At 37.3% G+C, this 25,918-nt stretch carries 29 protein-coding genes; 15 read left to right on the top strand and 14 right to left on the bottom strand.

Annotation, left to right across the window (positions count from 1 at the left end; translation table 11 throughout):
* The first annotated feature begins 22 nt into the window (after positions 1–22).
* The 6 genes from BN990_RS16060 to rsgA all read left to right on the top strand — a co-directional run bounded on the left by BN990_RS16060 (position 23) and on the right by rsgA (position 6,400).
* The gene (locus BN990_RS16060; protein ID WP_021288708.1) at positions 23–847 is read left to right on the top strand and encodes an aldo/keto reductase; all 825 of its coding nucleotides are present in this window, start codon (positions 23–25) and stop codon (positions 845–847) included.
* Positions 848–1,089: 242 nt separating this feature from the next.
* A complete protein-coding gene (locus BN990_RS16055; protein WP_021288707.1) occupies positions 1,090–2,046 on the top strand; it encodes an ABC transporter permease in 957 nt (318 codons plus the stop codon).
* Positions 2,033–2,989: an iron chelate uptake ABC transporter family permease subunit gene (locus tag BN990_RS16050; RefSeq protein WP_038245784.1), complete on the top strand. Its 957-nt coding sequence runs from the start codon at positions 2,033–2,035 to the stop codon at positions 2,987–2,989. The genes BN990_RS16055 and BN990_RS16050 overlap by 14 nt, the downstream gene beginning before the upstream one ends.
* Positions 2,986–3,762, top strand: a complete 777-nt coding sequence (locus BN990_RS16045) for an iron ABC transporter ATP-binding protein (RefSeq protein ID WP_021288705.1) — start codon at positions 2,986–2,988, stop codon at positions 3,760–3,762. Before BN990_RS16050 ends, BN990_RS16045 begins: the two co-directional genes overlap by 4 nt.
* A gap of 229 nt (positions 3,763–3,991) precedes the next feature.
* Complete coding sequence (locus BN990_RS16040; protein WP_101953570.1) at positions 3,992–5,011, top strand: siderophore ABC transporter substrate-binding protein; 1,020 nt, start codon at positions 3,992–3,994, stop codon at positions 5,009–5,011.
* 324 nt (positions 5,012–5,335) lie between these two features.
* Positions 5,336–6,400 (top strand): ribosome small subunit-dependent GTPase A, encoded by a 1,065-nt coding sequence (gene rsgA / locus BN990_RS16035; protein WP_038245783.1) that lies wholly within the window; start codon positions 5,336–5,338, stop codon positions 6,398–6,400.
* Positions 6,401–6,731: 331 nt separating this feature from the next.
* Here the strand turns inward: rsgA and BN990_RS16030 are convergent, their stop codons facing one another.
* Together BN990_RS16030 and BN990_RS16025 are read right to left on the bottom strand one after the other, a co-directional pair.
* Positions 6,732–7,274 carry an HD domain-containing protein gene (locus tag BN990_RS16030; RefSeq protein WP_021288702.1) on the bottom strand — a complete coding sequence of 181 codons (543 nt, stop codon included), beginning with the start codon at positions 7,272–7,274 and terminating at the stop codon, positions 6,732–6,734.
* A gap of 2 nt (positions 7,275–7,276) precedes the next feature.
* A complete protein-coding gene (locus BN990_RS16025; protein ID WP_021288701.1) occupies positions 7,277–7,876 on the bottom strand; it encodes a TetR/AcrR family transcriptional regulator in 600 nt (199 codons plus the stop codon).
* Between the two features lie 84 nt (positions 7,877–7,960).
* Between BN990_RS16025 and BN990_RS16020 the strand changes: the two genes are divergently transcribed.
* The 6 genes from BN990_RS16020 to BN990_RS15995 all read left to right on the top strand — a co-directional run bounded on the left by BN990_RS16020 (position 7,961) and on the right by BN990_RS15995 (position 13,194).
* Complete coding sequence (locus BN990_RS16020; RefSeq protein ID WP_021288700.1) at positions 7,961–8,506, top strand: hypothetical protein; 546 nt, start codon at positions 7,961–7,963, stop codon at positions 8,504–8,506.
* A 128-nt stretch (positions 8,507–8,634) separates the two neighbouring features.
* Positions 8,635–9,690 carry a type 2 isopentenyl-diphosphate Delta-isomerase gene (fni, locus tag BN990_RS16015; RefSeq protein WP_021288699.1) on the top strand — a complete coding sequence of 352 codons (1,056 nt, stop codon included), beginning with the start codon at positions 8,635–8,637 and terminating at the stop codon, positions 9,688–9,690.
* 188 nt (positions 9,691–9,878) lie between these two features.
* Positions 9,879–10,337: a DUF2188 domain-containing protein gene (locus BN990_RS16010; RefSeq protein ID WP_021288698.1), complete on the top strand. Its 459-nt coding sequence runs from the start codon at positions 9,879–9,881 to the stop codon at positions 10,335–10,337.
* 92 nt (positions 10,338–10,429) lie between these two features.
* A complete protein-coding gene (locus BN990_RS16005; RefSeq protein WP_021288697.1) occupies positions 10,430–11,299 on the top strand; it encodes an MBL fold metallo-hydrolase in 870 nt (289 codons plus the stop codon).
* A gap of 72 nt (positions 11,300–11,371) precedes the next feature.
* Entirely contained in the window at positions 11,372–12,088 is a 717-nt protein-coding gene (locus BN990_RS16000; RefSeq protein WP_021288696.1) for a DsbA family oxidoreductase, read from the top strand.
* A gap of 368 nt (positions 12,089–12,456) precedes the next feature.
* Positions 12,457–13,194 carry a SurA N-terminal domain-containing protein gene (locus BN990_RS15995; protein ID WP_021288695.1) on the top strand — a complete coding sequence of 246 codons (738 nt, stop codon included), beginning with the start codon at positions 12,457–12,459 and terminating at the stop codon, positions 13,192–13,194.
* Positions 13,195–13,232: 38 nt separating this feature from the next.
* On the opposite strand, the gene hisC is transcribed toward BN990_RS15995, so the two are convergent.
* From hisC to hisZ, 9 genes are read right to left on the bottom strand one after another with little or no spacing between them, the layout of a single operon-like run.
* A complete protein-coding gene (hisC, locus tag BN990_RS15990; RefSeq protein ID WP_021288694.1) occupies positions 13,233–14,297 on the bottom strand; it encodes a histidinol-phosphate transaminase in 1,065 nt (354 codons plus the stop codon).
* Positions 14,290–14,931 (bottom strand): bifunctional phosphoribosyl-AMP cyclohydrolase/phosphoribosyl-ATP diphosphatase HisIE, encoded by a 642-nt coding sequence (gene hisIE, locus BN990_RS15985; protein ID WP_038245782.1) that lies wholly within the window; start codon positions 14,929–14,931, stop codon positions 14,290–14,292. Before hisIE ends, hisC begins: the two co-directional genes overlap by 8 nt.
* Entirely contained in the window at positions 14,922–15,695 is a 774-nt protein-coding gene (gene hisF, locus BN990_RS15980) for an imidazole glycerol phosphate synthase subunit HisF (protein ID WP_021288692.1), read from the bottom strand. Before hisF ends, hisIE begins: the two co-directional genes overlap by 10 nt.
* Positions 15,685–16,407, bottom strand: coding sequence for a 1-(5-phosphoribosyl)-5-[(5-phosphoribosylamino)methylideneamino]imidazole-4-carboxamide isomerase (gene hisA, locus BN990_RS15975; protein WP_021288691.1), 723 nt, complete (start codon positions 16,405–16,407; stop codon positions 15,685–15,687). The genes hisF and hisA overlap by 11 nt, the downstream gene beginning before the upstream one ends.
* The gene (gene hisH, locus BN990_RS15970) at positions 16,404–17,009 is read right to left on the bottom strand and encodes an imidazole glycerol phosphate synthase subunit HisH (RefSeq protein ID WP_038245781.1); all 606 of its coding nucleotides are present in this window, start codon (positions 17,007–17,009) and stop codon (positions 16,404–16,406) included. The genes hisA and hisH overlap by 4 nt, the downstream gene beginning before the upstream one ends.
* A 26-nt stretch (positions 17,010–17,035) precedes the next feature.
* Positions 17,036–17,620 carry an imidazoleglycerol-phosphate dehydratase HisB gene (hisB, locus tag BN990_RS15965; protein WP_021288689.1) on the bottom strand — a complete coding sequence of 195 codons (585 nt, stop codon included), beginning with the start codon at positions 17,618–17,620 and terminating at the stop codon, positions 17,036–17,038.
* Positions 17,607–18,905, bottom strand: a complete 1,299-nt coding sequence (hisD, locus tag BN990_RS15960; protein WP_021288688.1) for a histidinol dehydrogenase — start codon at positions 18,903–18,905, stop codon at positions 17,607–17,609. The genes hisB and hisD overlap by 14 nt, the downstream gene beginning before the upstream one ends.
* Positions 18,906–18,907: 2 nt before the next feature.
* Positions 18,908–19,537, bottom strand: a complete 630-nt coding sequence (hisG, locus tag BN990_RS15955; RefSeq protein WP_021288687.1) for an ATP phosphoribosyltransferase — start codon at positions 19,535–19,537, stop codon at positions 18,908–18,910.
* Positions 19,538–20,785: an ATP phosphoribosyltransferase regulatory subunit gene (hisZ, locus tag BN990_RS15950; RefSeq protein ID WP_021288686.1), complete on the bottom strand. Its 1,248-nt coding sequence runs from the start codon at positions 20,783–20,785 to the stop codon at positions 19,538–19,540. It lies immediately after the preceding gene.
* A gap of 114 nt (positions 20,786–20,899) precedes the next feature.
* Between hisZ and BN990_RS15945 the strand changes: the two genes are divergently transcribed.
* From BN990_RS15945 to murB, 3 genes are all read left to right on the top strand, one after another.
* Positions 20,900–21,691, top strand: coding sequence for a histidinol-phosphatase HisJ family protein (locus BN990_RS15945; RefSeq protein ID WP_021288685.1), 792 nt, complete (start codon positions 20,900–20,902; stop codon positions 21,689–21,691).
* 103 nt (positions 21,692–21,794) lie between these two features.
* Entirely contained in the window at positions 21,795–22,607 is an 813-nt protein-coding gene (locus tag BN990_RS15940) for an alpha/beta fold hydrolase (protein ID WP_021288684.1), read from the top strand.
* A 19-nt stretch (positions 22,608–22,626) separates the two neighbouring features.
* Complete coding sequence (gene murB, locus BN990_RS15935) at positions 22,627–23,571, top strand: UDP-N-acetylmuramate dehydrogenase (RefSeq protein ID WP_238323680.1); 945 nt, start codon at positions 22,627–22,629, stop codon at positions 23,569–23,571.
* Positions 23,572–23,658: 87 nt separating this feature from the next.
* On the opposite strand, the gene ehuA is transcribed toward murB, so the two are convergent.
* The 3 genes from ehuA to BN990_RS15920 are packed head-to-tail and all read right to left on the bottom strand — an operon-like array spanning position 23,659 to position 25,765.
* The gene (gene ehuA, locus BN990_RS15930; protein WP_038245780.1) at positions 23,659–24,429 is read right to left on the bottom strand and encodes an ectoine/hydroxyectoine ABC transporter ATP-binding protein EhuA; all 771 of its coding nucleotides are present in this window, start codon (positions 24,427–24,429) and stop codon (positions 23,659–23,661) included.
* Positions 24,429–25,139 (bottom strand): ectoine/hydroxyectoine ABC transporter permease subunit EhuD, encoded by a 711-nt coding sequence (ehuD, locus tag BN990_RS15925; protein ID WP_021288681.1) that lies wholly within the window; start codon positions 25,137–25,139, stop codon positions 24,429–24,431. The genes ehuA and ehuD overlap by 1 nt, the downstream gene beginning before the upstream one ends.
* Positions 25,139–25,765, bottom strand: a complete 627-nt coding sequence (locus BN990_RS15920; RefSeq protein ID WP_038246092.1) for an amino acid ABC transporter permease — start codon at positions 25,763–25,765, stop codon at positions 25,139–25,141. The genes ehuD and BN990_RS15920 overlap by 1 nt, the downstream gene beginning before the upstream one ends.
* Between the last annotated feature and the right edge of the window lie 153 nt (positions 25,766–25,918).

Genomic DNA, 25,918 nt, shown 5'->3' with positions numbered 1-25,918 from the left:
ATCGAAGGGGTGTTTTAATAGGATGCAATTTATTACACTTAATAATGGTCTTAAAATGCCACAGTTAGGCTTTGGTGTATGGCAAGTGCCAAATGATGAAGCAGTACCTGCAGTAGAAAAAGCACTTGAAGTTGGCTATCGCTCGATTGACACGGCGAAGGTATATGATAATGAGCGAGGTGTTGGGGAAGCACTAGCTAGTAGTAATATTCCGAGAGAAGACTTGTTTATTACTACAAAAGTGTGGAATACAGATCAGGGCTATGAGAATACATTAAAGGCTTTTGATAAAAGTTTAGAAAAATTAGGGCTTGATTATGTGGATCTTTATCTTATTCATTGGCCAACTCCAGAATATGATGAATATGTGGAAACGTATAAAGCGTTAGAAAAGCTGTATAAAGATGGACGAGTGAAAGCGATTGGAGTATGTAATTTCAATGTGGAACATTTACAACGATTGTTAGATGAATGCGAAATTGTTCCTGCAGTAAATCAAATAGAATGTCACCCATACCTACAGCAAAAAGAAGTAAAAGAATTCTGTGCCAAGCATGATATTTATGTGGAGGCATGGAGCCCATTAATGCAAGGCGGAGATGTGTTAAATAATGAAGTCATTACCAACATTGCAGCCAACTATAATAAAACAGCAGCTGAAGTAGTGCTTCGCTGGCATCTGCAATATGATAATATTGTAATTCCAAAATCAGTTACTCCATCAAGGATTGAAGAGAATTTTGATGTGTTCGATTTTGAATTGAGTGCAGATGAACTAGAAAAAATTAAAGACTTGGATCGTAATGAGCGTAAAGGCCCAGAGCCTAGTGAAATGAATGTACGATAAATTTTATATCTATTATGTTAGGACCAGACGAGAGGATAGCGTCTGGTCTATTTTTTGGGTAGAATTTTCATTACCTATGATTGATTTTAACTCTTGTCTATACTAGGTTCGATTTTATTATTTATCTAGCAGCAGTATAATTCAGGTTGATTTTATACGATGTATTTTATATAATAAATTTACATTTAGAATGATAATCATTTTCAATTATAAAATGACAACAACACGTGTGAGGATAACCTATGAGACTATGGATATTAATTATAATTACTGTTATCCTGTCATTTATTTCGCTATTTATTGGTGCTATAGATATTCAACTAAGTGATTTGTTAGATTGGGAGTCCGATAAAGCGCAGACATTTCTCATTAGTAGAGTGCCTCGTTTAATAGCAATTATTTTGGCAGGAGCAGGGATGAGTATTGCAGGATTAATTATGCAGTCGTTAAGTCGGAACAAATTTGTATCACCGACTACGGCAGGTACGTTGGATGCAGCAAAACTTGGGATATTGATCTCCATGCTGTTCTTTACAAATGTTACATATACCCAGCAAGTGATTTTTAGTTTTGCTTTTGCATTAATCGGATCATTTTTGTTCATGCAGATTTTGGATCGTATAAAATTTAAAGATGCCATATTTGTTCCTTTAATAGGAATCATGTATGGAAATATTTTGTCCTCCATTACGACATTTTTTGCTTATGAAGCAGACTTGTTACAAAATATTTCCTCTTGGTTAATGGGAAGTTTTACATTAGTTATTGCTGGTCGATATGAACTATTATATGTCAGTGTTCCGGCAGTTATATTAGCCTATTTGTATGCGAATAAGTTTACTGTTGCTGGTATGGGTGAAGAATTCGCTAAGAATTTAGGGATGAGCTATAAAGTTGTGTTAAATATTGGGCTTCTTCTTGTTGCTGTAATTTCTACGACGGTGGTATTAACGGTTGGAGTTATTCCATTCCTGGGTCTAATCATACCAAATATCGTTTCACTTTATTTGGGTGACAATCTAAGAAAAACAATTCCACATACTGCTGTCATGGGAGTTGCTTTTTTACTGGCTTGTGACATTCTTGGAAGAGTGATTATTCATCCTTTTGAAATTCCAGTTAATATTACGGTTGCTGTAATTGGTAGTGCGATCTTCTTAATCATGTTGTTTAGGGGGAGAGCATATGCGCAAAAATAGGATCAGGTTATTTATTCTAGCTGGAATTGGATTGGTTTGTATATTACTCTACGCTTTTTATGATATAAAGGGTGGTTTTGACTACGCCTTCCCTAGACGAATGATACGTATTGCTGCAATGATTGTAACAGGTATCGCTATTTCATATGCAACAGTAGTGTTTCAGACAATTACTAGGAATCGAATATTAACGCCCTCAGTAATGGGATTAGATTCGATGTATGAAGTTGTCCAAACGTTGATTTATTTTTTTGCGGGATCTATGTCGGTATGGGTGTTGAATCAATACCTGAACTTTGGAGCTGCAATCATTGCGATGGTGGTTTTTGCTCTCCTATTATATCGATTCTTATTTCGGGCGGATAAACATCCGATTTATTTACTATTATTAATAGGAATGATTATTGGAACGTTCTTAGGAAGTTTTGTTACATTTTTACAAGTTATTATTGATCCAGTAGAATATTTGGCTTTACAATCTCGATTGTTTGCAACATTTTCAAATGTTAATTCTGATTTATTACTGGTTTCTGTAGGTATGTTATTGGTAGCATTCATTTATGGATACTCGATAATGGACAAATTAGATGTGATGTCACTTGGCAGGGAGAATTCAATTAACCTAGGTATTAATTATGATCGTATGGTAATGAATGTCCTAATTCTTTCTTCTATTCTTATAGCGACATCAACAGCTTTAGTTGGTCCAATTACATTCTTTGGGTTAATTGTAGCGAATCTATCTTATCAATATTTAGCTTCCTATAAGCATTCTGTATTAATATTAGGGGCAAGCTTGATCAGTATTATTGCTCTAGTTGGCGGACAATTTCTCGTAGAGCATGTGTTAGAGCTTCGTACAACCTTGAGTGTAATCATTAATTTTGTTGGTGGAATTTACTTTATTTACTTATTAATCAAAGAAAGTAGGTCTTCCCGATGATAGAGATAAAAGGATTAACGAAACGATTTGGTAAGAAACCAGTAGTAGAAGATGTTTCCGTTACTATTGAACCTGGAACGATAACTTCATTTATAGGTCCCAATGGCGCAGGGAAATCAACACTGCTATCAATGGTTAGCAGGTTATTAGATGCGGACACTGGGGAAGTTTTGGTAGATAAAAATAATGTGAAGAAATGGAAATCAAATGAATTTGCAAAAAGGGTTTCTATTTTAAGGCAGTCCAATTTTATTAATGTCCGATTGACAGTACGTGAATTAGTAGCTTTTGGCAGATATCCTTATTCAAAGGGAAGATTGACAGACGTAGATATCAATTACATTGAACAAGCATTGGATTATATGAATTTAGTTAATATACAAGATAAATTCTTAGATGAATTATCCGGGGGGCAAAAGCAGCGTGCATTCATTGCGATGGTCATTGCACAGGATACGGAGTATATTCTGCTTGATGAACCATTAAATAATTTAGATATGAAACATTCTGTTCAAATTATGAAGACTTTACGAAGGCTTGTAGATGACCTTGGTAAGACAGTAATTATTGTTTTACATGATATTAATTTTGCATCGGTTTATTCAGATAGAATTGTGGCATTAAAGGAAGGTAAACTCGTTAAAAACGGTAAAACGAATGAAATTATCAATTCTACAGCTTTAAGAGAAATATATGATATGGATATTCCTATACAGGAACAAAATGGTTGTAGGATTTGCGTTTATTTTAATTCACACACAGAGGCAAACTAAATAAAGCTGTATGTAGTCTAGAGTTACGGTTGGTTAAACAGTTGCTCTAGACTTTATTTCTTGTATATGACAAATCGATGAAATGTTGAAAGTTTATTAAAGAGTCTTGACGGTTGATGTGAAAGGGATTATACTATAAATACAACAGATGATAATGATTATCAATATCATTTGTTGCGAATATATTACATAATTTTGAGGGGTGTCATAAAGCGTGAATAAATTTAGAATGGCAGTTGTACTTATATTTTTATCATTCGTACTTGTTGCTTGTGGGTCAAACGAAGATAGTGCCACAGAACAATCAGGTGATTCAAATGCTGAAAGCCAAGGTGCTAATTCTGAAGATCAAAGTAAAGATTCAAAATATCCGATGACAGTTTCTCCAACTGTTTCTAACAGTGAAGGTAGGGACGGATCATCTTATACTTTCGAAGATGTAGAATTCGAATCGATGCCAGAGAATATTGTAGTTTTTGACTATGGCATGTTAGATACTTTAGATGCATTAGGTGTTGAGGGTATTGTAGGAGTAGCTAAAGGTTCTACGTTACCATCTCATTTGGAAAAATATGCATCGGATGAATATACGAACATTGGTACATTAAAAGAACCGTTACTTGAAGATATTGCTGCTTTAGAGCCGGATGTTATTTTTATCTCTGGGCGCCAGTCAGCATTTTATGACCAATTAAAAGAAATTACACCAAATGTTGTTTTTGTTGGAACACAGCAAGATGATTATTGGAATACTTTCCAAGAGTCCGTTAATATTGCAGCAACAATGTTTGATAAAGAACAAGAAGCAGATGAATATCTTGCTGAATTTGATTCCGCATTAGAAGAAGTAAATGAACTAGCTGGAAATTATGAGACTAGTTTAGTTACCATGTATAATGAAGGTAACTTATCTGGATTTGCTAGTAATTCTCGGTTCGGCTATCTTTATGATGTATATGGTTTCAACCCTGTAACAGAAGATATTGAATCTTCTTCACACGGTTCAAACTTTGGCTTTGAAGCATTACTAGAGTTTGATCCAGAAGTGTTATTTGTTATTGATCGCACAGCTGCTATTGGTGGGGATTCGAATATTAATAAGGATATGGAAAATGATATTATTAAACAAACTAAAGCTTATAAGAATGATCAAATTATTTATTTAGATGGTCCGCTTTGGTACTTAAGCGGTGGCGGATTACAATCTGAAATGGATAAAATTAATGAGATTCTAGACGAATTAAAATAATTATACCTATAAGCCTTTCACCACTAAGCCTTTCACCACTAAAACAGTTAGTGGTGAAAGGCTTTTTATTAAGATAAGAAAGTGTCGCTTCGACGAAACACACTTTGACAGCACGCATATTCTCTTGTTCATTTCTCTTTTACAAACTTTACGTATACATAAAAATGAGGTATAACTAATCTAAGAGTATAAGGTTTTTCCATTTGAAAGGAGTGATGTTTTATGAGTGAATTCGTAATAAAAAAGCAAACCACCCATATTACACGTAAAATGGAGGAACGGTCGGTATAATGGCTTTCCTCCAGAAAATAGGAGGAAACAATCGTGAGTAATTTAGAAAAGTTAGGCTGGGATGAACATTTTTTCCCTGCAATAGATACGGATAAGCTGGCACGCGTTGCAGCGGTTCAACGTAATCAGTATCGAATTACCGATGGGGAGAATGACTATATTGCCCATGTAAGCGGAAGATTTTTAAATGGTACTACCTCCATATTAGAATTTCCAACCATTGGTGACTGGGTTCGCGTAGATAAATTGATGGAGGAAGGAAAAGCAGTTATTCATCAAGTGGTGCCGAGAAAGAGTCAATTTATCCGGCAAGCGGCAGGAGAGAAAACAGAGGGTCAGCTCGTGGCGGCAAATGTAGACACGATCCTTATTGTTAATTCATTAAATGAGGATTTAAATATACGGCGGATGGAGCGTTATGTCCTTGCTGCCTATGAAAGTGGAGCTACACCTATTATTGTTCTAACAAAGAAGGATGAATGTACAGAAGCGGTACTAGCAGATGCGATTAGTGAAATCGAAGAGATAGCGATTGGAGTGCCAATTGTTGCTTTAAGTAGTTTGACTGGTGAAGGGTTGAACGATCTTTTGGAGTATGTAGTTCCGAAGAGAACAGCAGCATTACTGGGGTCTTCTGGTGTAGGAAAGTCAACACTAGTTAATATATTGTTGGGCGAAGAAGTACAGACGACGAAAGCTATTCGTAGTCAGGATAGCAAAGGACGTCATACGACAACCCATCGAGAGTTGTTTCAATTGCAAAGTGGCGCATTGCTTATTGATACACCTGGAATGCGTGAACTACAGCTATGGGAAGGCGATCATTCTTTTAACACTACATTTCAAGATGTAGAAAGTTTTGTTGAAGCATGCTATTTCACAGATTGTCGGCATGATACAGAACCAGGTTGTCGGGTGAAAGCTGCAATAGCTTCAGGTGAACTATCGGAACAACGCTTTCAGAGTTACCTCAAATTGCAGCGTGAACTGGCATATGAAAAAAGAAAACAAGACCAAAAAGCACAATTAGAAGAAAAAAACAAGTGGAAACAGATATCGAAGACCATGAAAAAACGATATAAATATCACAAACGGTAGAAAGAATCACGGATTTAAACCATTTATTGAATGGGGGGGACATATAGACCCCCCTCAAACTTAAAATGAAGAAAAGGAACACGCTTGCTTAATAGTTAATTATACAGTAGAAAAACATTACAGAGCTTCTATGGCTGCAGCAGGGGTTGTATGATCCACTCGGGTAAGCGATTTCTTACTCGAGTCAGCTGAGGCCGATCCAGTGAAAAAACGAAACGATTTTAAACTGCAATCGAATGAAGTGCCCGAACCGAATGTAATAGAGATCGGGTTTACGTGCCGGTTTTATTTAGCTATATTACTTTCCCATAGCAGCTTTTTTCTATATTTGTTATGAAACAAAGATTCGATGAACGAGTTCTTCATACGTCTTAAAATAATCTGGTATGTCTTCTTGATTGATCCCGTTATACATTACTTCAGCAATCGCTTGGTTATACCATTTCTGTTGATCATATGGAGCATTAAAATGATCCCATACTGCATCACCTTGATTAGCTAAGTCGGCCTCTAGACTTAATAAATTATCAAGTTTATCGGCTATTATTAACTGTTTGATTTCTTTACCACCTACTCTGACAGTATCAATGGTATGTTGTTTTCGTTCTTTCCAACGTAAGGATTTATCCTCTGTGTGAGCTGCAACCAAATAAGCTACATGACTGCCAAATTGTTCTTTAATGTCTTCAATTGTATAAGGCGTATCCTCAACGACATCATGTAGATAGCCTGCACTAATTAATTCTTCACCGAAACCAGCCGCTTCAAGTCTTTCAGCTACACGAACTGGGTGTGTAATATATGGGGCATTCGAACTTTTTCTCCGTTGCCCATGATGTGCACTTATTGCAAAGTGTTTGGCTCTTTGTTTCATCTCTACCCCTCCTGTTTACATAATGTTTGTAGATGATGCTGGATAACAGCATGCATGGTATCCACAGATAAACTGTCTGGTTGGAGTATATGATGGATCGCAAGTCCATCAATGAGTGCATATAACCGTTCAATCTCGACTTCCGCCGCAAAATCATTTGCTACGAATTGTAAGGATATAAGGCTATGGATAACCGTAGAAACAACTTGCCTTAAATCATGATATACTTGTCGATTTAAATTCATTAAATCTGGATCGACAAGGCTTCTTGCTGTGAAGCTGAGCCATACCTCCATTTCTATTTTTCTATTGTTATCGAAAGGCAAAAATTCGAAAAGTATTTCCTGCATGACTTGAAGTGGTGGCCCTGTGTAATGTTTATTGGCCATCCGTTCGCTTACTCGTTCAGAAATGAGCTGCATCGAATAGCGTAATAATTCAGGTTGTGTCGTAAAATAATGCCTTAAAGAGCCGACGGATAGTTGAGCAGCTTCAGCCACATTCCGAACAGTCGCTCGTTCTATCCCAGCTTCGGCAATTACTTTCCATGTTGCTTCAGCTATAATGATTTTTCTTTTTTCATGATCTACTTTTTTTGGCATGTTTTTATTATAGCACAGTTGTATTATTTAAATAAGTCGCATATAATTTAATTAGTACAACTGTACTAAAAAGGGGTGGAGATAATGATTGGTTGGTTGATCATAGCTTGTGAAATAGGCTTTTGGATATTTGTTGCAGCTGGATTGGTAACAAGGTATATCTTAAAAAGGCAACGGCTGAGTACGATTTTGCTTATTCTTACACCGGTTGTCGATTGCATTTTGTTAATAGCAACCGTCATCGATTTAAAAAACGGTGCAGTGGCTTCGACTGTCCATGGTATTGCTGCAATTTATATTGGTGTGAGTGTTGCATATGGCCATACTATGATTAAGTGGGCAGATCAGCAATTTGCTTTCCATTTTGCAAATGGAGAGAGGCCTGCCAAAAAGAAAAAATATGGCAAAGAGCTTGCTAAACGTGAAAGAGTTGGCTGGTATCGTCACTTAGCAGCTTGGTGTATCGGAAGCTTATGTCTAGGAGGAATTATCTTATACATCAATGATACAGCACAAACTTTTGTACTTCTTGGAACACTTCGTTTATGGTCGTTGATTTTATTAATTGATTTTATCATTAGCTTTAGTTATACCGTGTTTCCTAAAAAAGAAAAAAATTCGTATACTTAGCGTATGCTGGCTTAGAACTAGGCAAAAGAATATGGAAGCAAACTTCTTCATTTCTAATCGAAACATACGATTTCATAGACAAGTTATGTTATGATAAGATCCGAGGTCAAATATTGGAGGTCTATAGCATGGAAGAGGGAATCAACCGCAGGAAAACCGAACACATCAGGCTCTGCTTAACCGAAAATGTGGAAGGTGTTAACAAAGCAACAGGGCTAGAGGGTATTTCATTTATACATAATGCACTTCCAGAAATTAATTTTGATACCATCAAAACCGATACAAGTTTTTTAAATAAATCGTTAAAGGCTCCTTTCTTGGTTAGTTCGATGACAGGTGGATCAGAATTAGCAGCTGAAATCAATCAAAACCTAGCAATAGCAGCAGAAGCAAAAGGTTGGGCTGTTGCACTAGGTTCTACAAGAGCGTTGTTAGAAAGTGATTCGCATAAAGCTTCTTTTTTGATTCGCAAACAGGCTCCGACAGCGCCATTAATTGCTAATCTAGGGGCAGTTCAATTAAATTATGGTTATGGAGTAGAAGAAGCTCAGCGGATTGTTGATCTAACGGAGGCTGATTCGCTTGTTTTACATTTGAATAGTTTACAGGAAGCCGTGCAAGATGAAGGCGACTTAAATTTCGAAAAATTGTTACCAAAGATTGAAGAAATTTGTAATAAATTAACAGTACCAGTTGGTGCGAAAGAAGTTGGTTTTGGGATTGATGGCACTGTGGCAGAAAAACTATATGGCGCAGGTATTTCCTATATTGACGTATCTGGAGCAGGCGGTACATCCTGGAGCCAAGTGGAAAAACTTAGATCTCAGGATCCTTTAAAAAAAGCTGCAGCTGAAGCGTTTAATAATTGGGGAATACCTACGAAGGATTGTATTGTTTCTGTTAAGAGTAAGCTTCCAAGTATTCCACTAGTGGCAAGCGGAGGGATGAAAACAGGAGTTGATGCTGCCAAAGCAATAACAATTGGTGCTGATGTGATCGGTTTTGCTCGTCAGTTATTACAGGCAGCAACTGAATCAGCTGAAGCAGTTGTTACGACCATGGATCAAATCGAATTAGAGTTGAAAATGGTTATGTTTGGAATTGGCGTAACCACACTTGAAGATTTAAAAAATACGAAACGTGTGAATATAATGGGAACATCATTATTAGAAGAAAACAGCTAATGCTTATATAAGCATTAGCTGTTTTTTCAAAAGATAAGAAAGTGTTCAGTTACTCCCGCTGATATGCCCGTTAGCATATAATAAAAATGCCTCTTTCCTGCTTGGATGAATAACGTATATCATGTGTTTTTAATGATATCGAAAAGGGTAGTCTATAACTAAGAATTTTCGTCGGGAGGTTTTTTTCTATGCCATGGACACGAACGGATTATCCATCCTCTATGAAAAACTTAGAAGCTATTACGAAGAAAAAAGCGATTGATATTGCAAATTCGATGCTTGATGAAGGGTATGAGGAGAGTAGAGCTATACCGATTGCAATTGAACAAGCCAAACAATGGCGCAAACAAGCTTCAACTGAAGAAATAAATCAGTATAAAAATAACGGCAAGCCAACGAAACGTTCAAGCGAAGGAAAGCAATATGAAAATAATCCAGAGCGATTAGAGGAAGGCGAGCATGTCGTTGCTCATGAAGGCGGCTGGGCTGTACGATCAAGTAATGGGAAGAAGCCAAGTAATGTTTTTCAAGATAAGCATGGGGCTATCCAACGTGCTCGAAAAATAGCAAAAAATAAAGGAACGTATTTGATTGTACACCGACAGGATGGTTCTATTGAAGAAAAGAAGAAGTATGCTTCAACATAACTATTCATGTATAAATAACTGCTCTTAGAGTGGTTATTTTTTTGCTCCCTGATAAATACTAGAGGTAATACGATACAAAGGAGCTAGTTATTATGGATAACGAATTTCATCAATCCGAACATCATAAATTTATTCCAATGACATCGATCACGAGTGGTGGGGGAATTCAAGTTAAAACCGATATATATTACTACACGGATCAAATCGTCAATATTGGGTTTATTGGCAATCCAGAGACAGGTGACTGGGTGTTAATTGACGCTGGTTTACCAAATGCTGCTCCGGAGATAAAGTCAGTGGTTGTGGATCGTTTCGGAAGAGGGAGTCAGCCGAATGCAATCTTATTGACACATGGGCATTTTGATCATGTTGGAGGGATAGCTGATTTATTAGAGGAATGGGATGTTCCTGTATATGCTCATCCACTAGAAATCCCTTATTTGACGGGTGAGAAGAGTTATCCAGATCCTGACCCCTCCGTAGAAGGAGGGGTATTAGCTAAAATATCCTCTATGTATCCAGTAGAACCGATTGATTTAGGAGAAGCAATTCAATCTTTACCGGAAGATAATTCCGTTCCGGGGTTAGCTGATTGGAAATGGATTCACACACCAGGACATACGCCAGGGCATGTTTCGTTTTACCGTGAACGTGACGGATTTTTATTCTCAGGTGACGCGGTGGTTACGGTTCGACAAGATTCATTGCCACGTGTTTTTATGCAAACACAAGAGGTATGTGGTCCACCAAGATATCTTACAACCGATTGGAAAGCTGCACGAGCGTCGGTTGAAAAGCTGGCTGAGCTTAATCCATCAACTTTGGTATCTGGACACGGTGCAGTTATGAAAGACGAGAAACTATCCAAAGGATTTCAAAGGTTAGTATCTTCTTTTGATGAATTAGCTATGCCTAACCATGGAAAATATGTCGATCAAGATGACTCTCCCAATTATCATTAATCGGGACCAAGCAGGATTCTTCATTAGGAAAGTTCAGCTATGCTACAATAATAGGAGAAATGAGGTGCAGCTATGAAAATTGAAATTTGGTCTGATTTTGTGTGCCCTTTTTGCTATATTGGAAAAAGAAAGCTAGAGAACGCTTTAGAAACTTTCTCTCATCGAAACGAAGTAACATTAGAATTCAAAAGTTATGAGTTGGATCCAGAATCAGAGGCGATGCCAAATGAAACCATACATGAACACTTATCAAATAAGAAAGGTATGTCATTGGATCAGGCAAAGCAAATGAACAAAAATGTAGGAAAGCAAGCGGAGCAAGTTGGTCTAACCTACCGTTTTGATACAATGCAGCATACAAATACGTTTGATGCACATCGATTAGCTAAATATGCTGAAAAGCAAGGAAAAGGGAGGGATATGGCAGAACGGTTAATGCATGCGTATTTTACGGAATCCAAATTAATAAGCGATTATCCTACACTAGCCGAATTAGCAGCTGATGTTGATTTAAATAAACAAGATGTTCTAGGAATGCTGGAATCTAATGAATATACAAAACATGTAAGAGAAGATGAATCACAAGCACGAGAAATTGGAGTTCAAGGAGTTCCTTTCTTTGTCTTTAATGAAAAATATGCACTATCTGGTGCACAGCCTCAAGAAGTGTTTGAAGAAGTACTAAATCAGATATGGGAAGAAGAACAAAAAGAAAGTAAACTCAAATCCCTAAATCCTACTTCTGCTAAAACAACTTATTGTACAGATGAAGGCTGTGAGAGTGAATAGGGAAACTATGCCGCTTATTAGAGTTTTTTCTCTGATAAGCAATTTTTTTGCAGAAAATTGCATTTAGACAAGTGTTGTTGATTATAATTCATGAAGTAGCTAGGGTAAAATAATCTCAGCTAAACACTTGAAAACCTATCATTAAAAGGCGCTCCTGCTAGTGTCGATAATTAAGTAGGTACATAAAAGCCTGTCGAATGTGGCATAATTGAGAAAAAGGCCCGAGTATTGTTGATAAACTGTAAATGGGGCTTTATCCCTTGCTACAGTTGTTTTTTCACTGAAAAAAGCACATTTGGCACTTGAAAAGGTTATACGAAGTATGTTTGAATGAAAGGACATTCACGAAGAAAAGAGGGATTGTACGAATGAAGAAATTGATTTTGTTAGGTTTCACTTTAACTTTAGCAATTGTATTAGCAGCTTGTGGTGACGACAACGCTGAAGGAGATAATAGTAACGAACAAGCTACAGAGCAAGAGCAAGGGAGTTCGTCTGAAGAAGGTCAGCAGCAACAACAGCAAAAAGTAGAAGTAACAGATGAGGAGAAAGTAGCTGCCGATAAAGCAGTAGCTTCTGTAAATGGGGAAGAAATTAAAGGTGACCGTTATAACCCAACATACTCTCAACTAAAGATTACAATGGGACAATATGGCCAAGATGTTAGTGATCAAGAAAAGTTGAAAGAACAAGCAATTACAGTTCTTGTTGAGCAACATTTAATTCGTGAAGATGCTAAGAGTAAAGGGATTGAAGTATCAGATAAAGAGGTTCAATCTGAATTCGATACACTCAAAGAACAAAATGGCGATCAATTAACTGCAGCGATGGAACAATTCCAATTAAATGAAGAACAATTCAAAACGATGTTAAAAGATGATTTAATTACAACGAAATATATTGACTCACAGTTGGATATTAAAGTAACGGATAAGGAAATAGAAGAGTACTACAATCAGATCAAAGAACAAAATCAAGAGATTGGTGAGTTGAAAGATTTAGAGGAACAAATAAAAGCTCAAGTTGAACAGCAAAAAACAAATGAACAGCTTCAAGCAAAAGTGGATGAATTGAAAAAAGATGCTGAAGTAGAAACCTTAATATAGACAATAAAATGGATCTCCCTTCTACAAGGGAAGATCCATTATTTTTTGCTGAATATATCATCAATAATACCCAGGAACTGTTCCATGGATTCTTTTGTCCCTATCGTAATTCGCAAGTAATTCGATATCCGCAGTTTATTAAAATGACGCACTAAAATGCCGTTTTCTTTTAACCCTTTATAAAGCGATTCAGCATGAAACATTGGGTGATGGACAAAGAGAAAATTCGTTTCGGAAGGCAGTACCTTAAAGCCACGTTTTTTTAACTCCGATAAGAGCCAGTTCCTCGTATTCATTATTTTTCTCGTTGTTTCTTGATAATATTTATTATCTTCTATTGCAGCCTCTGCACCGGCGATAGCTAGACGGTCAACAGTATAAGAATTAAAGGAATCCTTTATTCGGGTGAGCCCTTCAATTAGTTCTTTATCTCCAATAGCGTACCCGATTCTTAATCCAGCTAGCGAGCGCGATTTAGACATCGTTTTTACAACGAGGAGATTCTTGTATTGCTTAATAAGTTCAACCGCACTATCAGAAGCGAAATCACTATAAGCTTCGTCAATGATAACGACATTATCATTATTATTCTCGATAATGGCTTGAATTCGGTCCAATGCAGTATGAATACTTGTTGGTGCATTTGGGTTCGGTAGAATAACGCCTCCCTGAGATCCAAAAAACAGCGTTTCATCCAAGGTGAAATCCTGTTTTAATGGCATTTCTCTATAGGGAATTTGAAAGAGGTTGGCGTATACTGGGTAAAAGCTATAAGAAATATCAGGAAATAAAATCTGTTGATGTTCTTCAAAAAATGCCATAAAGGAAAAAGCTAATACTTCATCTGAGCCATTTCCGATGAAAACATTTTCTTTATCTACTTGGTAGTGATAAGCTATTTTTTCTCTTACATTATCCAATGTAGGAGAAGGGTAGCGATTCATTTGGTTTTCCACTTCTTGTTTAATTGCTCCCACTACAAGAGGGGAGGGAGGATACGGGTTTTCATTTGTATTTAGTTTAATAATATTTGGATCATTTAATTGCTCACCAGGTACATAAGGTGTACATCGTTTCGCTGCTTCACTCCAAAATTTAGTCATTTTGTTCAGCCTTTTTTTGAATATGTCTTTCGCTTAACTCATCATAAATATCCGTGACAGCTACTCCCAATACTTCCATGAGTACAAGCGTATGATAGGTTAAATCAGCAACTTCCCAAGTGACTTCTTCTTTATCGGTGTTTTTAGCACCAATAATGACTTCACTCGCTTCCTCTCCAACCTTTTTTAAAATTTTATCCACCCCCATATCAAAGAGATAGGTTGTATACGAACCTTCTACGGGATTATTTCTTCGTTCAGATATCCGATTTGTCAACTGCTGAATTACTTCAAAATTTGCTGGTTTATTCTGGTATAGCATGTCATGAAAACATGTAACATCACCTGTATGGCATGCAGGTCCGAACGGATTAACTTTTAGTAACAAGGCATCTTGATCACAATCTAAGGAGATTTCTTGAACAACTTGTTTGTTTCCTGAAGTCGCTCCTTTATTCCATAGTGCTTGACGCTTTCTGCTGAAAAACCATGTTTCCTTTGTCTCTATTGTTTTTTCAAAGGCTTCTTTATTCATATAGGCTAGGTTTAATACTTGTCCTGTGTTTGCATCTTGTACAATAGCTGGAAGCAAACCATTCTCATCAAATGTGATATTATTAAAATCTATTTCCATTGCAAATCTCTCCTAACTTCTATTCCAGATTGATACAATTCCGTTTTTAATTCAGGTATGGAAATTTCTCCATAATGGAACACAGAGGCAGCTAAGGCAGCATCTGCAATCCCATCTTGTAACACCTCAGCAAAATGCTGTGTTGTACCTGCACCACCACTTGCAACGATCGGGAGATTTACTTCAGCTGCAACGGATTGCATTAATGCTAGGTCGTAGCCATTTTTTTCTCCATCTGTATTAATTGCATTTAGGACAATTTCTCCTGCACCTAGTGCTTCCCCCTGTTTGGCCCAATCGACAACATCTAGGTTTGATTGTTGACGTCCTCCATTAATATAAACACCCCATCTATTATTGGCAGCTTGCTTTGCATCAATGGAAAGTACAATACATTGAGATCCAAATCTCAGCGCAGCTTCTTTAATGACCAATGGGTTTTTAACAGCTGCGCTATTGATTGATACTTTATCTGCCCCAGCCCGTAGTACTTGATGAATATCTTCTACGGTACGGATTCCGCCTCCGACAGTAAAGGGGATAGCTATTTCTGCAGCAACACTCTCCACCATATCTAGGAAAATATTTCTTTCTTCATTAGAGGCTGTTATATCATAAAATACGAGTTCATCTGCACCGTCTTGATTGTATTTCTTTGCCAAATCAACCGGATGAGCGACATCTTGGATATTTTGAAATTTTTTACCTTTTACGACTCGGCCTTTATCGACATCTAGGCAGGGTACAATACGCTTAGCCAGCATTGCTGATCAGCTCCAATCCTTGTTTTAATGATAAGGATCCATCATAAAGCGCCTTTCCGATTATTGCGCCATATAACTGTTTTTGATTTAATTGAACAATATCATCCAATGTTGTTACTCCTCCTGAAGCAATGATATTCATGGAGGTGGAGTTATTGACATTTTCTAATTCCTCCAAATTAGGGCCTTGTAGCATACCGTCTTTCAAAATATCTGTGTAAATTAATGTTTGTAAACCTAAGTCCTCTAAGTTTCCAACAATTTCTGTTGCCTCTACTTTACTTGTTTCAGTCCACCCATTTGTAGCAACAAAACCATTTCGTGCATCAATGGAAACTGCCGTTTGAGTCGGATAATTCTTAACAGCAGTCTCTAAGAACTGTTTATCTTTAACTGCCGCTGTTCCTAATATAACTCGATCGACTCCAGCATTTAAGTAATCTTCCATAACTGTGATGGATCGGATCCCACCGCCGATTTGGATCGGAATATTCGTTTGCTTGGCAATTTCTTTAATCAAATCTGCATTGATAGACAAGCCAGATTTTGCACCATCGAGGTCAACTAAGTGTAAATAAGCCGCTCCTTGTTCTTCCCATTGCTTCGCAACAGAAACTGGTGAGTCACTATAAATTTTTTCTTTCCTGTAATTTCCCTGTGTTAGGCGGACACACTTTCCATTTTTTATATCAATTGCTGGAAATAGAATCATCTTATCATCTCCCCGAAATTTTCTAATAGCTGCAATCCGATATCGCCACTTTTTTCTGGGTGAAATTGCATTCCAATGATATTGTTCTGTTGGACAAATGCTGGAATCATCCCTCCGTATGTTGAACTTGCAATTAATGAATTATGTTGAAACGCTGTTACAGCATAAGAATGAACGAAATAGACATACGCATCATCTGGGATATCCTTATATAATGCACTGTTTCGATGCGTGGTTAAATTATTCCACCCGATATGGGGTACTTTTACGGAGTTGCTAATTCTACTTACCTTGCCTTCAAGTAGTCCGAACCCTTCCCGTTCTCCATCTTCTTCACTTGTTTCATAGAATAATTGCATGCCTAAGCAAATACCAAGTATAGGTTTCCCATTATTCGCTTCATGTTTCAGAATATCAATGAGGCCTTTTTGATCTAACGTTTTCATTGCGTCTTGAAATGCTCCTACACCTGGTAAGATAATTGCATCACTGTTAGCAATCTCATTAGGATCTGTTGTTAAGTAGGATTCCATGCCTTTTTTGGTCAATGCAAACTGAAGACTTTTAATATTTCCAGCTCCATAGTCAATAATCGCAATCATTTTCAACGCCCTTTCTGTATTCGCACTTATAGGCTTCCCTTTGTGGAAGGAACACCTTTGATCCGTCCATTTTTTTGACTAGCTGTATCAAGCGCACGTCCAAATCCTTTAAATATCGATTCAATGATATGATGGGTGTTTTTGCCGTAAACCTGGTGTATATGAAGAGTGACTTTAGCGTTGCTAGCAAATGCTTGAAAAAATTCTTCAACCAGTTCTGTATCAAAATCTCCTACTTTGTCTTTAAGTCCCTCTACTCCATAGACGAGATAGGCACGACCACTTATGTCTATCGAAACTGTTGATAGCGCCTCATCCATTGGCGTTGTTACGCTAGCATAGCGAGTGATCCCTTCTTTATCGCCTAATGCTTGGTGAAATGCTTGACCGAGGGCAATACCAATATCTTCAACAGAATGATGTTGATCAACGTCTAAATCGCCTTTACAAATGATATTGATATCAAATAATCCGTGTTTGGTCATTAAGGTTAACATATGGTCAAAGAAGCCAGCTCCGGTTTGAATGGAGCTAATTCCTGCCCCGTCAATCGTTAATCCTAAAGTGATCTCTGTTTCTGAAGTAGCTCGGTTAAGCTCATGCTTTCGCATTGGAATCATCCTCCTTTCGAATTTGAATGGCCTGGGCATGGGCAGTCAACTTTTCTGTAGTAGCTAATTCTGTAATTGCATCAACTGTGTTAAGTAACGATTGTTTGTCATATTGAATCACGCTGGATTTTTTCATGAAATCATAAACCCCTAATGGTGAAGAGAAAGCAGCGGTACCATTTGTTGGTAATGTATGATTCGGTCCTGCCATATAATCTCCAAGTGCTTCTGGGGAATAGTTACCTAAGAATATGGCACCAGCATTCTTAATGTAACCTAGCTTTTCAATCGGATTTTCAATCATTAATTGCAAGTGTTCTGGAGCAATATCGTTAGCGATGTCCATTGCCTCATATAGATCTTCAACGAGGATGAATTTGCCATTTTGCTGTACAGATTTAGTGATAATTTCCTCTCTTTCCAGCAGCGCGGTTTGTCTTTCCATTTCCTCTTGTATCGCTGTTGCTTGCTTGTTATTCCAAACGATACAAATAGGGGTAGCAGCCTCATCATGTTCTGCTTGTGATAGTAAATCAGCTGCAACAAAATCAGCTGGAGCTGTATCATCTGCAACTATACAAATCTCACTTGGTCCTGCTATCATATCAATGGCTACTTCTCCAAAAACCCATTTTTTTGCGCGAGCCACATATGCATTACCTGGACCAGTGATTTTTTGAACTTTGTTTATCGTTTCCGTTCCATAAGCGAGTGCTGCAATCGCCTGCGCCCCTCCAATTTTATAAACCGTATCTGCTCCGGCCTTCTCGGCAGCAACTAGAATATGTGGGTTTACCTTGCCGTTTGGTTGTGGGGGTGTCGTTATTACGATGGATTCAACCCCAGCAATTTTTGCAGGGATGACGTTCATTAGCACGGTAGATGGATAAGCAGCTTTTCCCCCAGGAATATAGATACCAACACGTTCAAGGGGAGTAACCTGCTGCCCCAAGACAATTCCAGGGATACTTGAATCTATCCATGATTGTTGCAGTTGTCTCTGGTGAAAACGTGTAATATTTGTCTTCGCTTGCTCTAATGCAGGCACAAAAGCAGGAGAAACTCGATCTCGTGCTTCTGCAAATTCATCTTTCGTTACTGTAAAGTCATCTAATTTGATTCCATCGAATTGATTTGTTAAAGAATTGACGGCCCGGTCACCAGCTTCCTTAACCTGACGAATAATATCAAGAACGGATTGATCGATGGAGTTTTCAAGTTGATCTTCGATAGCTTGTGAAGATATCTTGCTGCTCCAATATTGAGCTCCAGTTAGCCATTTCATGTCTATTCCTCCAAGCTTATTTTCAGTTTTTCAATAAATTGCTGTATGTGATTTGCTTTCATGGCAAAACTTGCTTTATTAATAATTAAACGAGTACTTATCGGTTCCACATGTTCAATTACGACCAACCCATTTTCCTTTAGCGTATTACCTGTCTCTACAATATCGACGATCACATCAGAGAGGCCGATCAATGGAGCTAATTCAACAGAACCATTCAGCTTTACGATCTCAACGTTATTCCCTTTACGTAAGAAGTGTTTTTTTGCAACGGTCGGATACTTTGTTGCGATCGTTAAAGATTGTAATGTATCAATGTTTACACCTGGTTTTCCGGCAACGGCAAATTCACATTTTCCAATTTGCAGATCAAGAATCTCATAAATATCAGCTTCTGATTCCAAGATATTATCTTTCCCAGCAATCCCGATATCGGCTGCACCTTTTTCTACATAGGTGGGCACATCCACAGCTTTAACAAAAATAAGCTTAATCGTGTGTTTTTTATTATAAAAGACCAATTTTCTACTGGAAGGGGTTAAATCTTCAAAGAAAATATCCATTTGCTCTAATAATCTAATGGTGTGATCTGCTGTACGGCCTTTTGCTACAGCTAGAGTAAAAGCTTCCATCTATCCATTCTCCTTTTTTGCTTGTAATAATCCCTGTAAATCTACGAAATTTTTAAATTGATAGATTTGATTGTCTACAGCAGCTGTATAAACGTTTTCTGTGTACATGATTTCCCAAGTAGCTTGAATAGTCGCTGTTTCGGATGTTTCCTTAGGAAAAGAAATAACTGAATATCCTTGGTTTCTAAGGTGAAACGCTGCAGCTACAGCCTCTTGTTGCGTATTTGTATCATAATATAAACAGATATCAATGGATGACTCTGGTTCGGACAATAAATGATGTTGACTAGCAGCATGGATTAATAAATCTACATCAAAAGCAAAGCCAATAGCAGGAATATGTGTACCAAACTGATCACCTAGGTTATCATACCTTCCTCCCATAACGACTGGTCTACCAATCTGATTGATAAATCCTTGGAAAATTATATCTGAATAGTAATCCATATCATTAATCAGTCCTAAGTTAAACACAATATCCTCTGACAGGTCATATGCCTGGAGGTTAGTATAAACATCAATTAGTTTTTGTAATTCAGCTTTCACCTCGTTATCCAAGCCATATTGATTAATTTCATTAATGACAGATTTTGGCTGCCCATATAGAAAAGGAATATTCCGAATGGCTGTTTTTAAAGGCTCATCAATAGTTAATGATTCTAAATAAGCTGTCATTTCTGCTAGATTCTTTGATTGTATAAATCTTTGAATATTCGTGATTTCAGTTGTCGAAAGTGATGTTTGTGCAATGAGTGCCTTAAAAAAACCAGCATGCCCAATTTCTATTTTATAGTCGGAAAAACCGCAGTCATGTAAGGTATGAATAGCTAATGCGATAACCTCAGCATCTACTGTGGGTGAAGAGTCTCCAAAGTATTCAATACCTGCTTGGGTACGTTCCTTCTGTTCATTCCATTCTGCATGACGAAATACATCCATAACATAAAAGTAGCGATCATGTTTTACAGTTAATTGATTTTTATTGGTCATCCATTGCGTCAATGGAATGGTTATATCTGGGCGTAATACTAACACTTCTCCCGATGCGTCGATGATTTTGATCATATCTTCTGTGTTAACAATTCCAGTTTTCGTTGCATACATATCATACTTTTCAAATGCTGAAGTTTGAATTTGTTTATATCCATACGTCTTAAAGCGATGTTTTAGTTTAGAAATCAATTCTTCACGTTGCTGAAACCTTTCGATTTGATCGGCACGGTAATGGTTGTTTACTAATGAATGCATAAAGTTAATACTCCTTCCAGAACACTTCATCACTTTATCGCTTTATCTAAATAAAGTTATATAGTATTCTAATAATTATAAAAGAAAAAGTCAACCAAAGGAGCGATATTTTTTATGTTTGATTATCACATGCACAGTACTTTTTCGGCAGATTGTGATACACCAATGGAGAAGGCAATCGAAGAGGCAATTCATAGAGGGCTTAGAGAAATCTGCTTTACAGAGCATATTGATGAAGATTATCCAGATCCTACGATTACCTTTGATTTAGATTTAGCTGCTTATGATAAAAAAATTAGAGAAATGCAACAAGCATATGCAAATAGGATAAGTATAAAGAAAGGGGTAGAGATTGGCATTCAGCCACATCTTATTTCTAATTGTAAACGGGTGGTTGAGCAAGAAGTTTTTGACTTTGTTATTTGTTCAATGCACACCACTCAAAAGAAAGATTTACATTCCGGTGATTTCTTTAAGAATCAAACGATAGAGGAAGCATATCAGCAATATTATCAGGAATTATATGCATGTATTACGCAATTTAAAGAATTTCAAGTACTGGGACATATTGACTTAGTAAAGCGATATACGAAAGGACAAGAGAGTAATCATGATTTTCATTCCATTCTTTCACAAATATTTCATGAAATAATTCCAGCTGGGAAAGGTATAGAAATAAACACCTCTGGTTTCCGTTATGGGCTTAACAGTGCCATGCCAAGTACAGATATCTTAAAGCTTTATAAAGACTGTGGCGGAGAAATTATAACTGTGGGTTCAGATTCACATGTAGAAACGACAGTAGGCTCAGGGGTTGAAGATGCAATTCGTTTATTACGCTATCTAGGGTTTAAATATGTCACGACATTTGAAAACAAACAACCGATCTTTCATCCCATTACGTAATGTTTATCGAATGTCCTTGTTTTGAAAGAAAACAATCATGAGACATGCTATAATTGGGTAGAACAAATTAGATTCAACAGGTTGTATAAATGAGGGAAAATGTTTGAAGAAGAAACATATTATAACAATAACGTCAATTGGTCTAATCATCCTTGGTTTCGCGGCCCTTTTATACATGCCAAATAAGGCAAATTCAGATTATGATAAAGTAAGGCCAACCCTATTTGTACATGGTTATAAAGGTACCATAAATTCATTTGGTAATATGTTAAACCGTTTTGAATATGACTATCATTGGGGAAATAAAGCGATCGTGTATTATGTGAAGCAGAACGGAGTTGTTCAAAAATATAATCTCAGTAAAGGAAAAAAAGAACCGGTATTTATTCAAGTTGTGTTTGAGGATAATCGGGCAAGCTTTGAGGTGACGGCAAGTTGGCTTGCAAAAGTGTTAGAGGATATGAAGCAAGTTTATTCCATCGAAAGTGTCAATATAGTCGGGCATTCAATGGGAGGAATTGTGTCATTAGAATACTTGAAGCAATTTCAGGGTGTGAATTTTCCAACAGTACGTAAATTTATTGCTATTGGTAGTCCGTTTGATGGAATTTATAGTGAAGAGTATTTTAAAATAAATCGTGATCCTGCAGCTGCGGATTTACATCCTGATTCTCCTGCATTACAATACCTTCGTGAGCGTCCGTTTCCAGATCATATCGAAGTACTTAGTATTGCAAGTACAGGAGATGCAATTGCTGTGCCAGAAAGTGTACACTCATTACGAAATATTGTACCAGAGGCACAGCTACAGGAGAAAGTTATTCATAATGATCAATTAAGTCATAGTGGCTTACATGAAAGCAGGAAAGTGGATCATCTCATTTATAAATTTCTGTGGCAAGATCATATACAATAGCTTACAATATATTGGAATAATGTTTAAAGGAATGATACGTGTGGGATTGAATCATCATATGTACGATAAATTAACGGAAATAACCCCGAAGAAAAATGTGATGGTGGATGAACCATTAAAGAATCATACGTATACTCGCTTAGGCGGGAAGGCTGATTTTTTAGTAACACCGGAAACATATAATCAAGTACAGGAAATAGTCAAACTAGCAAATAGGGAGGAAATCGCATTTACCCTACTCGGTAATGGATCTAATCTGATTGTAAAAGATGGTGGTATCCGGGGGATTGTTATGAATTTGAAGCAGTTAACCGATATTTCAACAAATGGATCAACCATTGTAGCTCAAAGCGGTGCTAGGATCATTGACGTTTCCAGGGAAGCCCTTGATAAGACATTGTCTGGATTGGAGTTTGCTTGTGGAATCCCAGGATCTGTCGGTGGTGCCTTATTTATGAATGCAGGGGCTTACGGAGGCGAAATAAAGGATGTACTCGTGAGCTCGAGAGTAGTAGATAGAGAAGGAAATCTTTTAACAAGGACAGCAGATCAACTGGATTTGGATTATCGTACGAGTAATATTCCTGAGAGAGGATATATTGTTCTTGAAGCAACGTTTTCCTTGTCGCAAGGTAGTTATCTAGATATTAAAGCAATTATGGATGATTTAACGATGAAACGAGAAACGAAACAGCCATTAGAATATCCTTCATGTGGGAGTGTATTCAAACGACCCCCAGGTTATTTTGCAGGGAAATTAATACAAGATAGCGAATTACAAGGATCACAAATTGGTGGTGCTCAGGTTTCCTTAAAACATGCAGGATTTATTGTGAATAAAGACCAGGCAACGGCAACGGATTATATTCAATTAATTCGTCACGTGCAAAAAACAGTAAGTGATAAATTCGGGGTTCAGTTAGAACGAGAGGTAAAAATTATAGGGGAAGATCCAATACATTAACAAGAAGCTGTAGCTCCGTTTTAATGGAAGCTGCAGCTTCTTGTTTTTATAGCAAACTTCAAGTTGGTGTTCTCTGCTTTTAGCCCTTTAATTTCTAAAACGGTGTAAAAAGCTTTGTAAACGGTCGTTTTTAGAGTGTTCAATGACTTCGCTCGCGGTTCCTTGTTCAGCAATGACACCTTCATCCAAGAACAATACTTTATCTGCGACGTCAAGAGCGAAATCCATTTCATGGGTTACAAGAATCAATGCCATCTCACCGTCTTTAGCAATATCTCGGATCACTTCAAGCACTTCACCGACTAATTCTGGATCCAAAGCTGAAGTTACCTCATCAAATAACATGACTTTTGGTCGCATAACTAAAGCTCTTGCCATAGCTACACGCTGCTTCTGACCTCCGGAGAGCTGGCTAGGATAGTTATCTAATTTATCACCAAGTCCCACTTTTTTTAGCATTTCAATGGATCGGTTTTTGGCAGAGGATTTGCTTTCCTGTTTCACATGGATGGGTGCAGTCATACAGTTTTCTAAAATTGTCATATGAGGAAAAAGATTAAAGTGTTGGAATACCATTCCGATATCTCCTCGAACTGCTCGTAAATGTTTTTCATTTGCTGTAACCTGTTTTCCTTTTTTATCCATCTTCCATAAGTTCGTTCCATCTACAATAATGTCACCAGAAGTAGGCTGTTCCAATGTCATTAGCATTCTAATGATGGTGGTTTTCCCAGAACCACTTGGCCCAATTATAGCTACTTTTTCTGCTGGTCTTATATCTAAATCAATTCCTTTAAGTACTTTTACATCACCAAAGGATTTATGAACATCATTAAACGTAACAATCGGTTCTGTCATTATGCTGTCGCTCCTTTACTACTATTAAGTGCTTCCTTCTTGTCAAAGCGGCGGTTCATTTTCTTTTCTAGCTTATTAATTAGTATAGCAGAAGGATAACTCATTATTAAAAATAATATTGCTACAATGGTAAGAGGTTCTAGATAAGTCCAATATTGTGCTCCATAGCTGTTCGCCATATGAAGTATTCCTGCAACTCCAATTGTAGAAGCAAGAGGCACCTCTTTAAACATAATAATAAGATAGTTTCCTAACATTGGTATTGTTGGTGGAATAGCTTGCGGCAATATAATTTTAGTCCACTTCTGTTTCGTAGAAAAGTTTAGTGATTTGGCTGCTTCCCATTGCCCTTTATCTACTCCGTCAATACCAGAACGGTATACTTCTCCAATATAAGTACTAAAGTGAATACCTAGCCCAAGAATCGCACTTGTGAAAGGATCCAGGGTGACCCCTACAACTGGAACCATCGGCCATGCATAATAAATAAAGAATAGTTGTACTAACGGTGGCGTTGAGCGAATAAATTCCATTACCCACGTTACGATCCAGTTAATTGGTTTAAAAGGAATTCTACGCAGGAATGTCCAAAAAAAGCCGAATATAAGAGCAAATAAATAACAAGCGATGGTTAATCCCAGTGTTATTCCTAGCCCTTCTAAAACAATAGGAAATGCTTCTGCAAATACTTCCCAACTCCAATTACTCATTAATTAGCCACCCCTTTCTTTGAAATGCCCTCCAATTTCCGAGTTAAGAAGATTAACGGGAGAGCAAGTATGAAATAGAAGAACAATACTAAGATATAAACTGTCGGCGCCTGGGATAGATTAGAGCTTCGAATAATATCTCCATAGTAAAGAATATCGGTCATTCCAATTAATGATACAAGAGAAGTTGCCTTTAACATTTGAATTAAATAATTTCCGAACTCGGGTAACATCATTCGCACTGCTTGGGGAAAGATAACAAGCCGCATTCGCTGAAATCGCGACATATTCAAAGCAGTCGCAGCCTCTGTTTGTCCTTTGGCAACTGCGAGAATCGATCCACGTACAATTTCTGACATATAGGCGCCATAATTTAATGCTATCGCAATAACACCGGCCCACCAGTTACTACCAAGTTCAATACCAAATAGCATCGGAATGGCATAATAGAGCCAAAACAATTGGACAATTAATGAAGTTCCCCGGAATACCTCGACATAGAATCCAGTAAATTTACGTAGAAAAATATTAGAAGAAAGTCGGCAAAGCCCAGCAATAAATGCAAATAGATAACCAAAAAAGGCAGAACCGAGCAGAACAGTAATCGTGATTGTTAATCCCTTCATTAGGGAAGGGAATATTTCTATGACCGCATTAATGATAATCACTCCTTTAGTAGATTGGCTGCTTCTTTAATACGTAAGATAAAAAATATAGGGCCAGACACCCTGGGCGAGGGAGCCGGACCCTATGGAGTCATCATGTTTATAAACTGTAAA

The organism is Virgibacillus salexigens (genome assembly GCF_000723585.1).
Taxonomy (GTDB): domain Bacteria; phylum Bacillota; class Bacilli; order Bacillales; family Amphibacillaceae; genus Virgibacillus; species Virgibacillus salexigens.
This window is presented reverse-complemented; position numbering and strand designations above follow the sequence as displayed.

Coding starts and splice junctions, on each gene's coding strand:
- BN990_RS16060 (WP_021288708.1), top strand. CDS start 23: ATGCAATTTATTACACTTAATAATGGTCTTAAAATGCCACAGTTAGGC.
- BN990_RS16055 (WP_021288707.1), top strand. CDS start 1,090: ATGAGACTATGGATATTAATTATAATTACTGTTATCCTGTCATTTATT.
- BN990_RS16050 (WP_038245784.1), top strand. CDS start 2,033: ATGCGCAAAAATAGGATCAGGTTATTTATTCTAGCTGGAATTGGATTG.
- BN990_RS16045 (WP_021288705.1), top strand. CDS start 2,986: ATGATAGAGATAAAAGGATTAACGAAACGATTTGGTAAGAAACCAGTA.
- BN990_RS16040 (WP_101953570.1), top strand. CDS start 3,992: ATGGCAGTTGTACTTATATTTTTATCATTCGTACTTGTTGCTTGTGGG.
- BN990_RS16030 (WP_021288702.1), bottom strand. CDS start 7,274: ATGAAACAAAGAGCCAAACACTTTGCAATAAGTGCACATCATGGGCAA.
- BN990_RS16025 (WP_021288701.1), bottom strand. CDS start 7,876: ATGCCAAAAAAAGTAGATCATGAAAAAAGAAAAATCATTATAGCTGAA.
- BN990_RS16020 (WP_021288700.1), top strand. CDS start 7,961: ATGATTGGTTGGTTGATCATAGCTTGTGAAATAGGCTTTTGGATATTT.
- fni (WP_021288699.1), top strand. CDS start 8,635: ATGGAAGAGGGAATCAACCGCAGGAAAACCGAACACATCAGGCTCTGC.
- BN990_RS16010 (WP_021288698.1), top strand. CDS start 9,879: ATGCCATGGACACGAACGGATTATCCATCCTCTATGAAAAACTTAGAA.
- BN990_RS16005 (WP_021288697.1), top strand. CDS start 10,430: ATGGATAACGAATTTCATCAATCCGAACATCATAAATTTATTCCAATG.
- BN990_RS16000 (WP_021288696.1), top strand. CDS start 11,372: ATGAAAATTGAAATTTGGTCTGATTTTGTGTGCCCTTTTTGCTATATT.
- BN990_RS15995 (WP_021288695.1), top strand. CDS start 12,457: ATGAAGAAATTGATTTTGTTAGGTTTCACTTTAACTTTAGCAATTGTA.
- hisC (WP_021288694.1), bottom strand. CDS start 14,297: ATGACTAAATTTTGGAGTGAAGCAGCGAAACGATGTACACCTTATGTA.
- hisIE (WP_038245782.1), bottom strand. CDS start 14,931: ATGGAAATAGATTTTAATAATATCACATTTGATGAGAATGGTTTGCTT.
- hisF (WP_021288692.1), bottom strand. CDS start 15,695: ATGCTGGCTAAGCGTATTGTACCCTGCCTAGATGTCGATAAAGGCCGA.
- hisA (WP_021288691.1), bottom strand. CDS start 16,407: ATGATTCTATTTCCAGCAATTGATATAAAAAATGGAAAGTGTGTCCGC.
- hisH (WP_038245781.1), bottom strand. CDS start 17,009: ATGATTGCGATTATTGACTATGGAGCTGGAAATATTAAAAGTCTTCAG.
- hisB (WP_021288689.1), bottom strand. CDS start 17,620: ATGCGAAAGCATGAGCTTAACCGAGCTACTTCAGAAACAGAGATCACT.
- hisD (WP_021288688.1), bottom strand. CDS start 18,905: ATGAAATGGCTAACTGGAGCTCAATATTGGAGCAGCAAGATATCTTCA.
- hisG (WP_021288687.1), bottom strand. CDS start 19,537: ATGGAAGCTTTTACTCTAGCTGTAGCAAAAGGCCGTACAGCAGATCAC.
- hisZ (WP_021288686.1), bottom strand. CDS start 20,785: ATGCATTCATTAGTAAACAACCATTACCGTGCCGATCAAATCGAAAGG.
- BN990_RS15945 (WP_021288685.1), top strand. CDS start 20,900: ATGTTTGATTATCACATGCACAGTACTTTTTCGGCAGATTGTGATACA.
- murB (WP_238323680.1), top strand. CDS start 22,627: ATGTTTAAAGGAATGATACGTGTGGGATTGAATCATCATATGTACGAT.
- ehuA (WP_038245780.1), bottom strand. CDS start 24,429: ATGACAGAACCGATTGTTACGTTTAATGATGTTCATAAATCCTTTGGT.
- ehuD (WP_021288681.1), bottom strand. CDS start 25,139: ATGAGTAATTGGAGTTGGGAAGTATTTGCAGAAGCATTTCCTATTGTT.
- BN990_RS15920 (WP_038246092.1), bottom strand. CDS start 25,765: ATGAAGGGATTAACAATCACGATTACTGTTCTGCTCGGTTCTGCCTTT.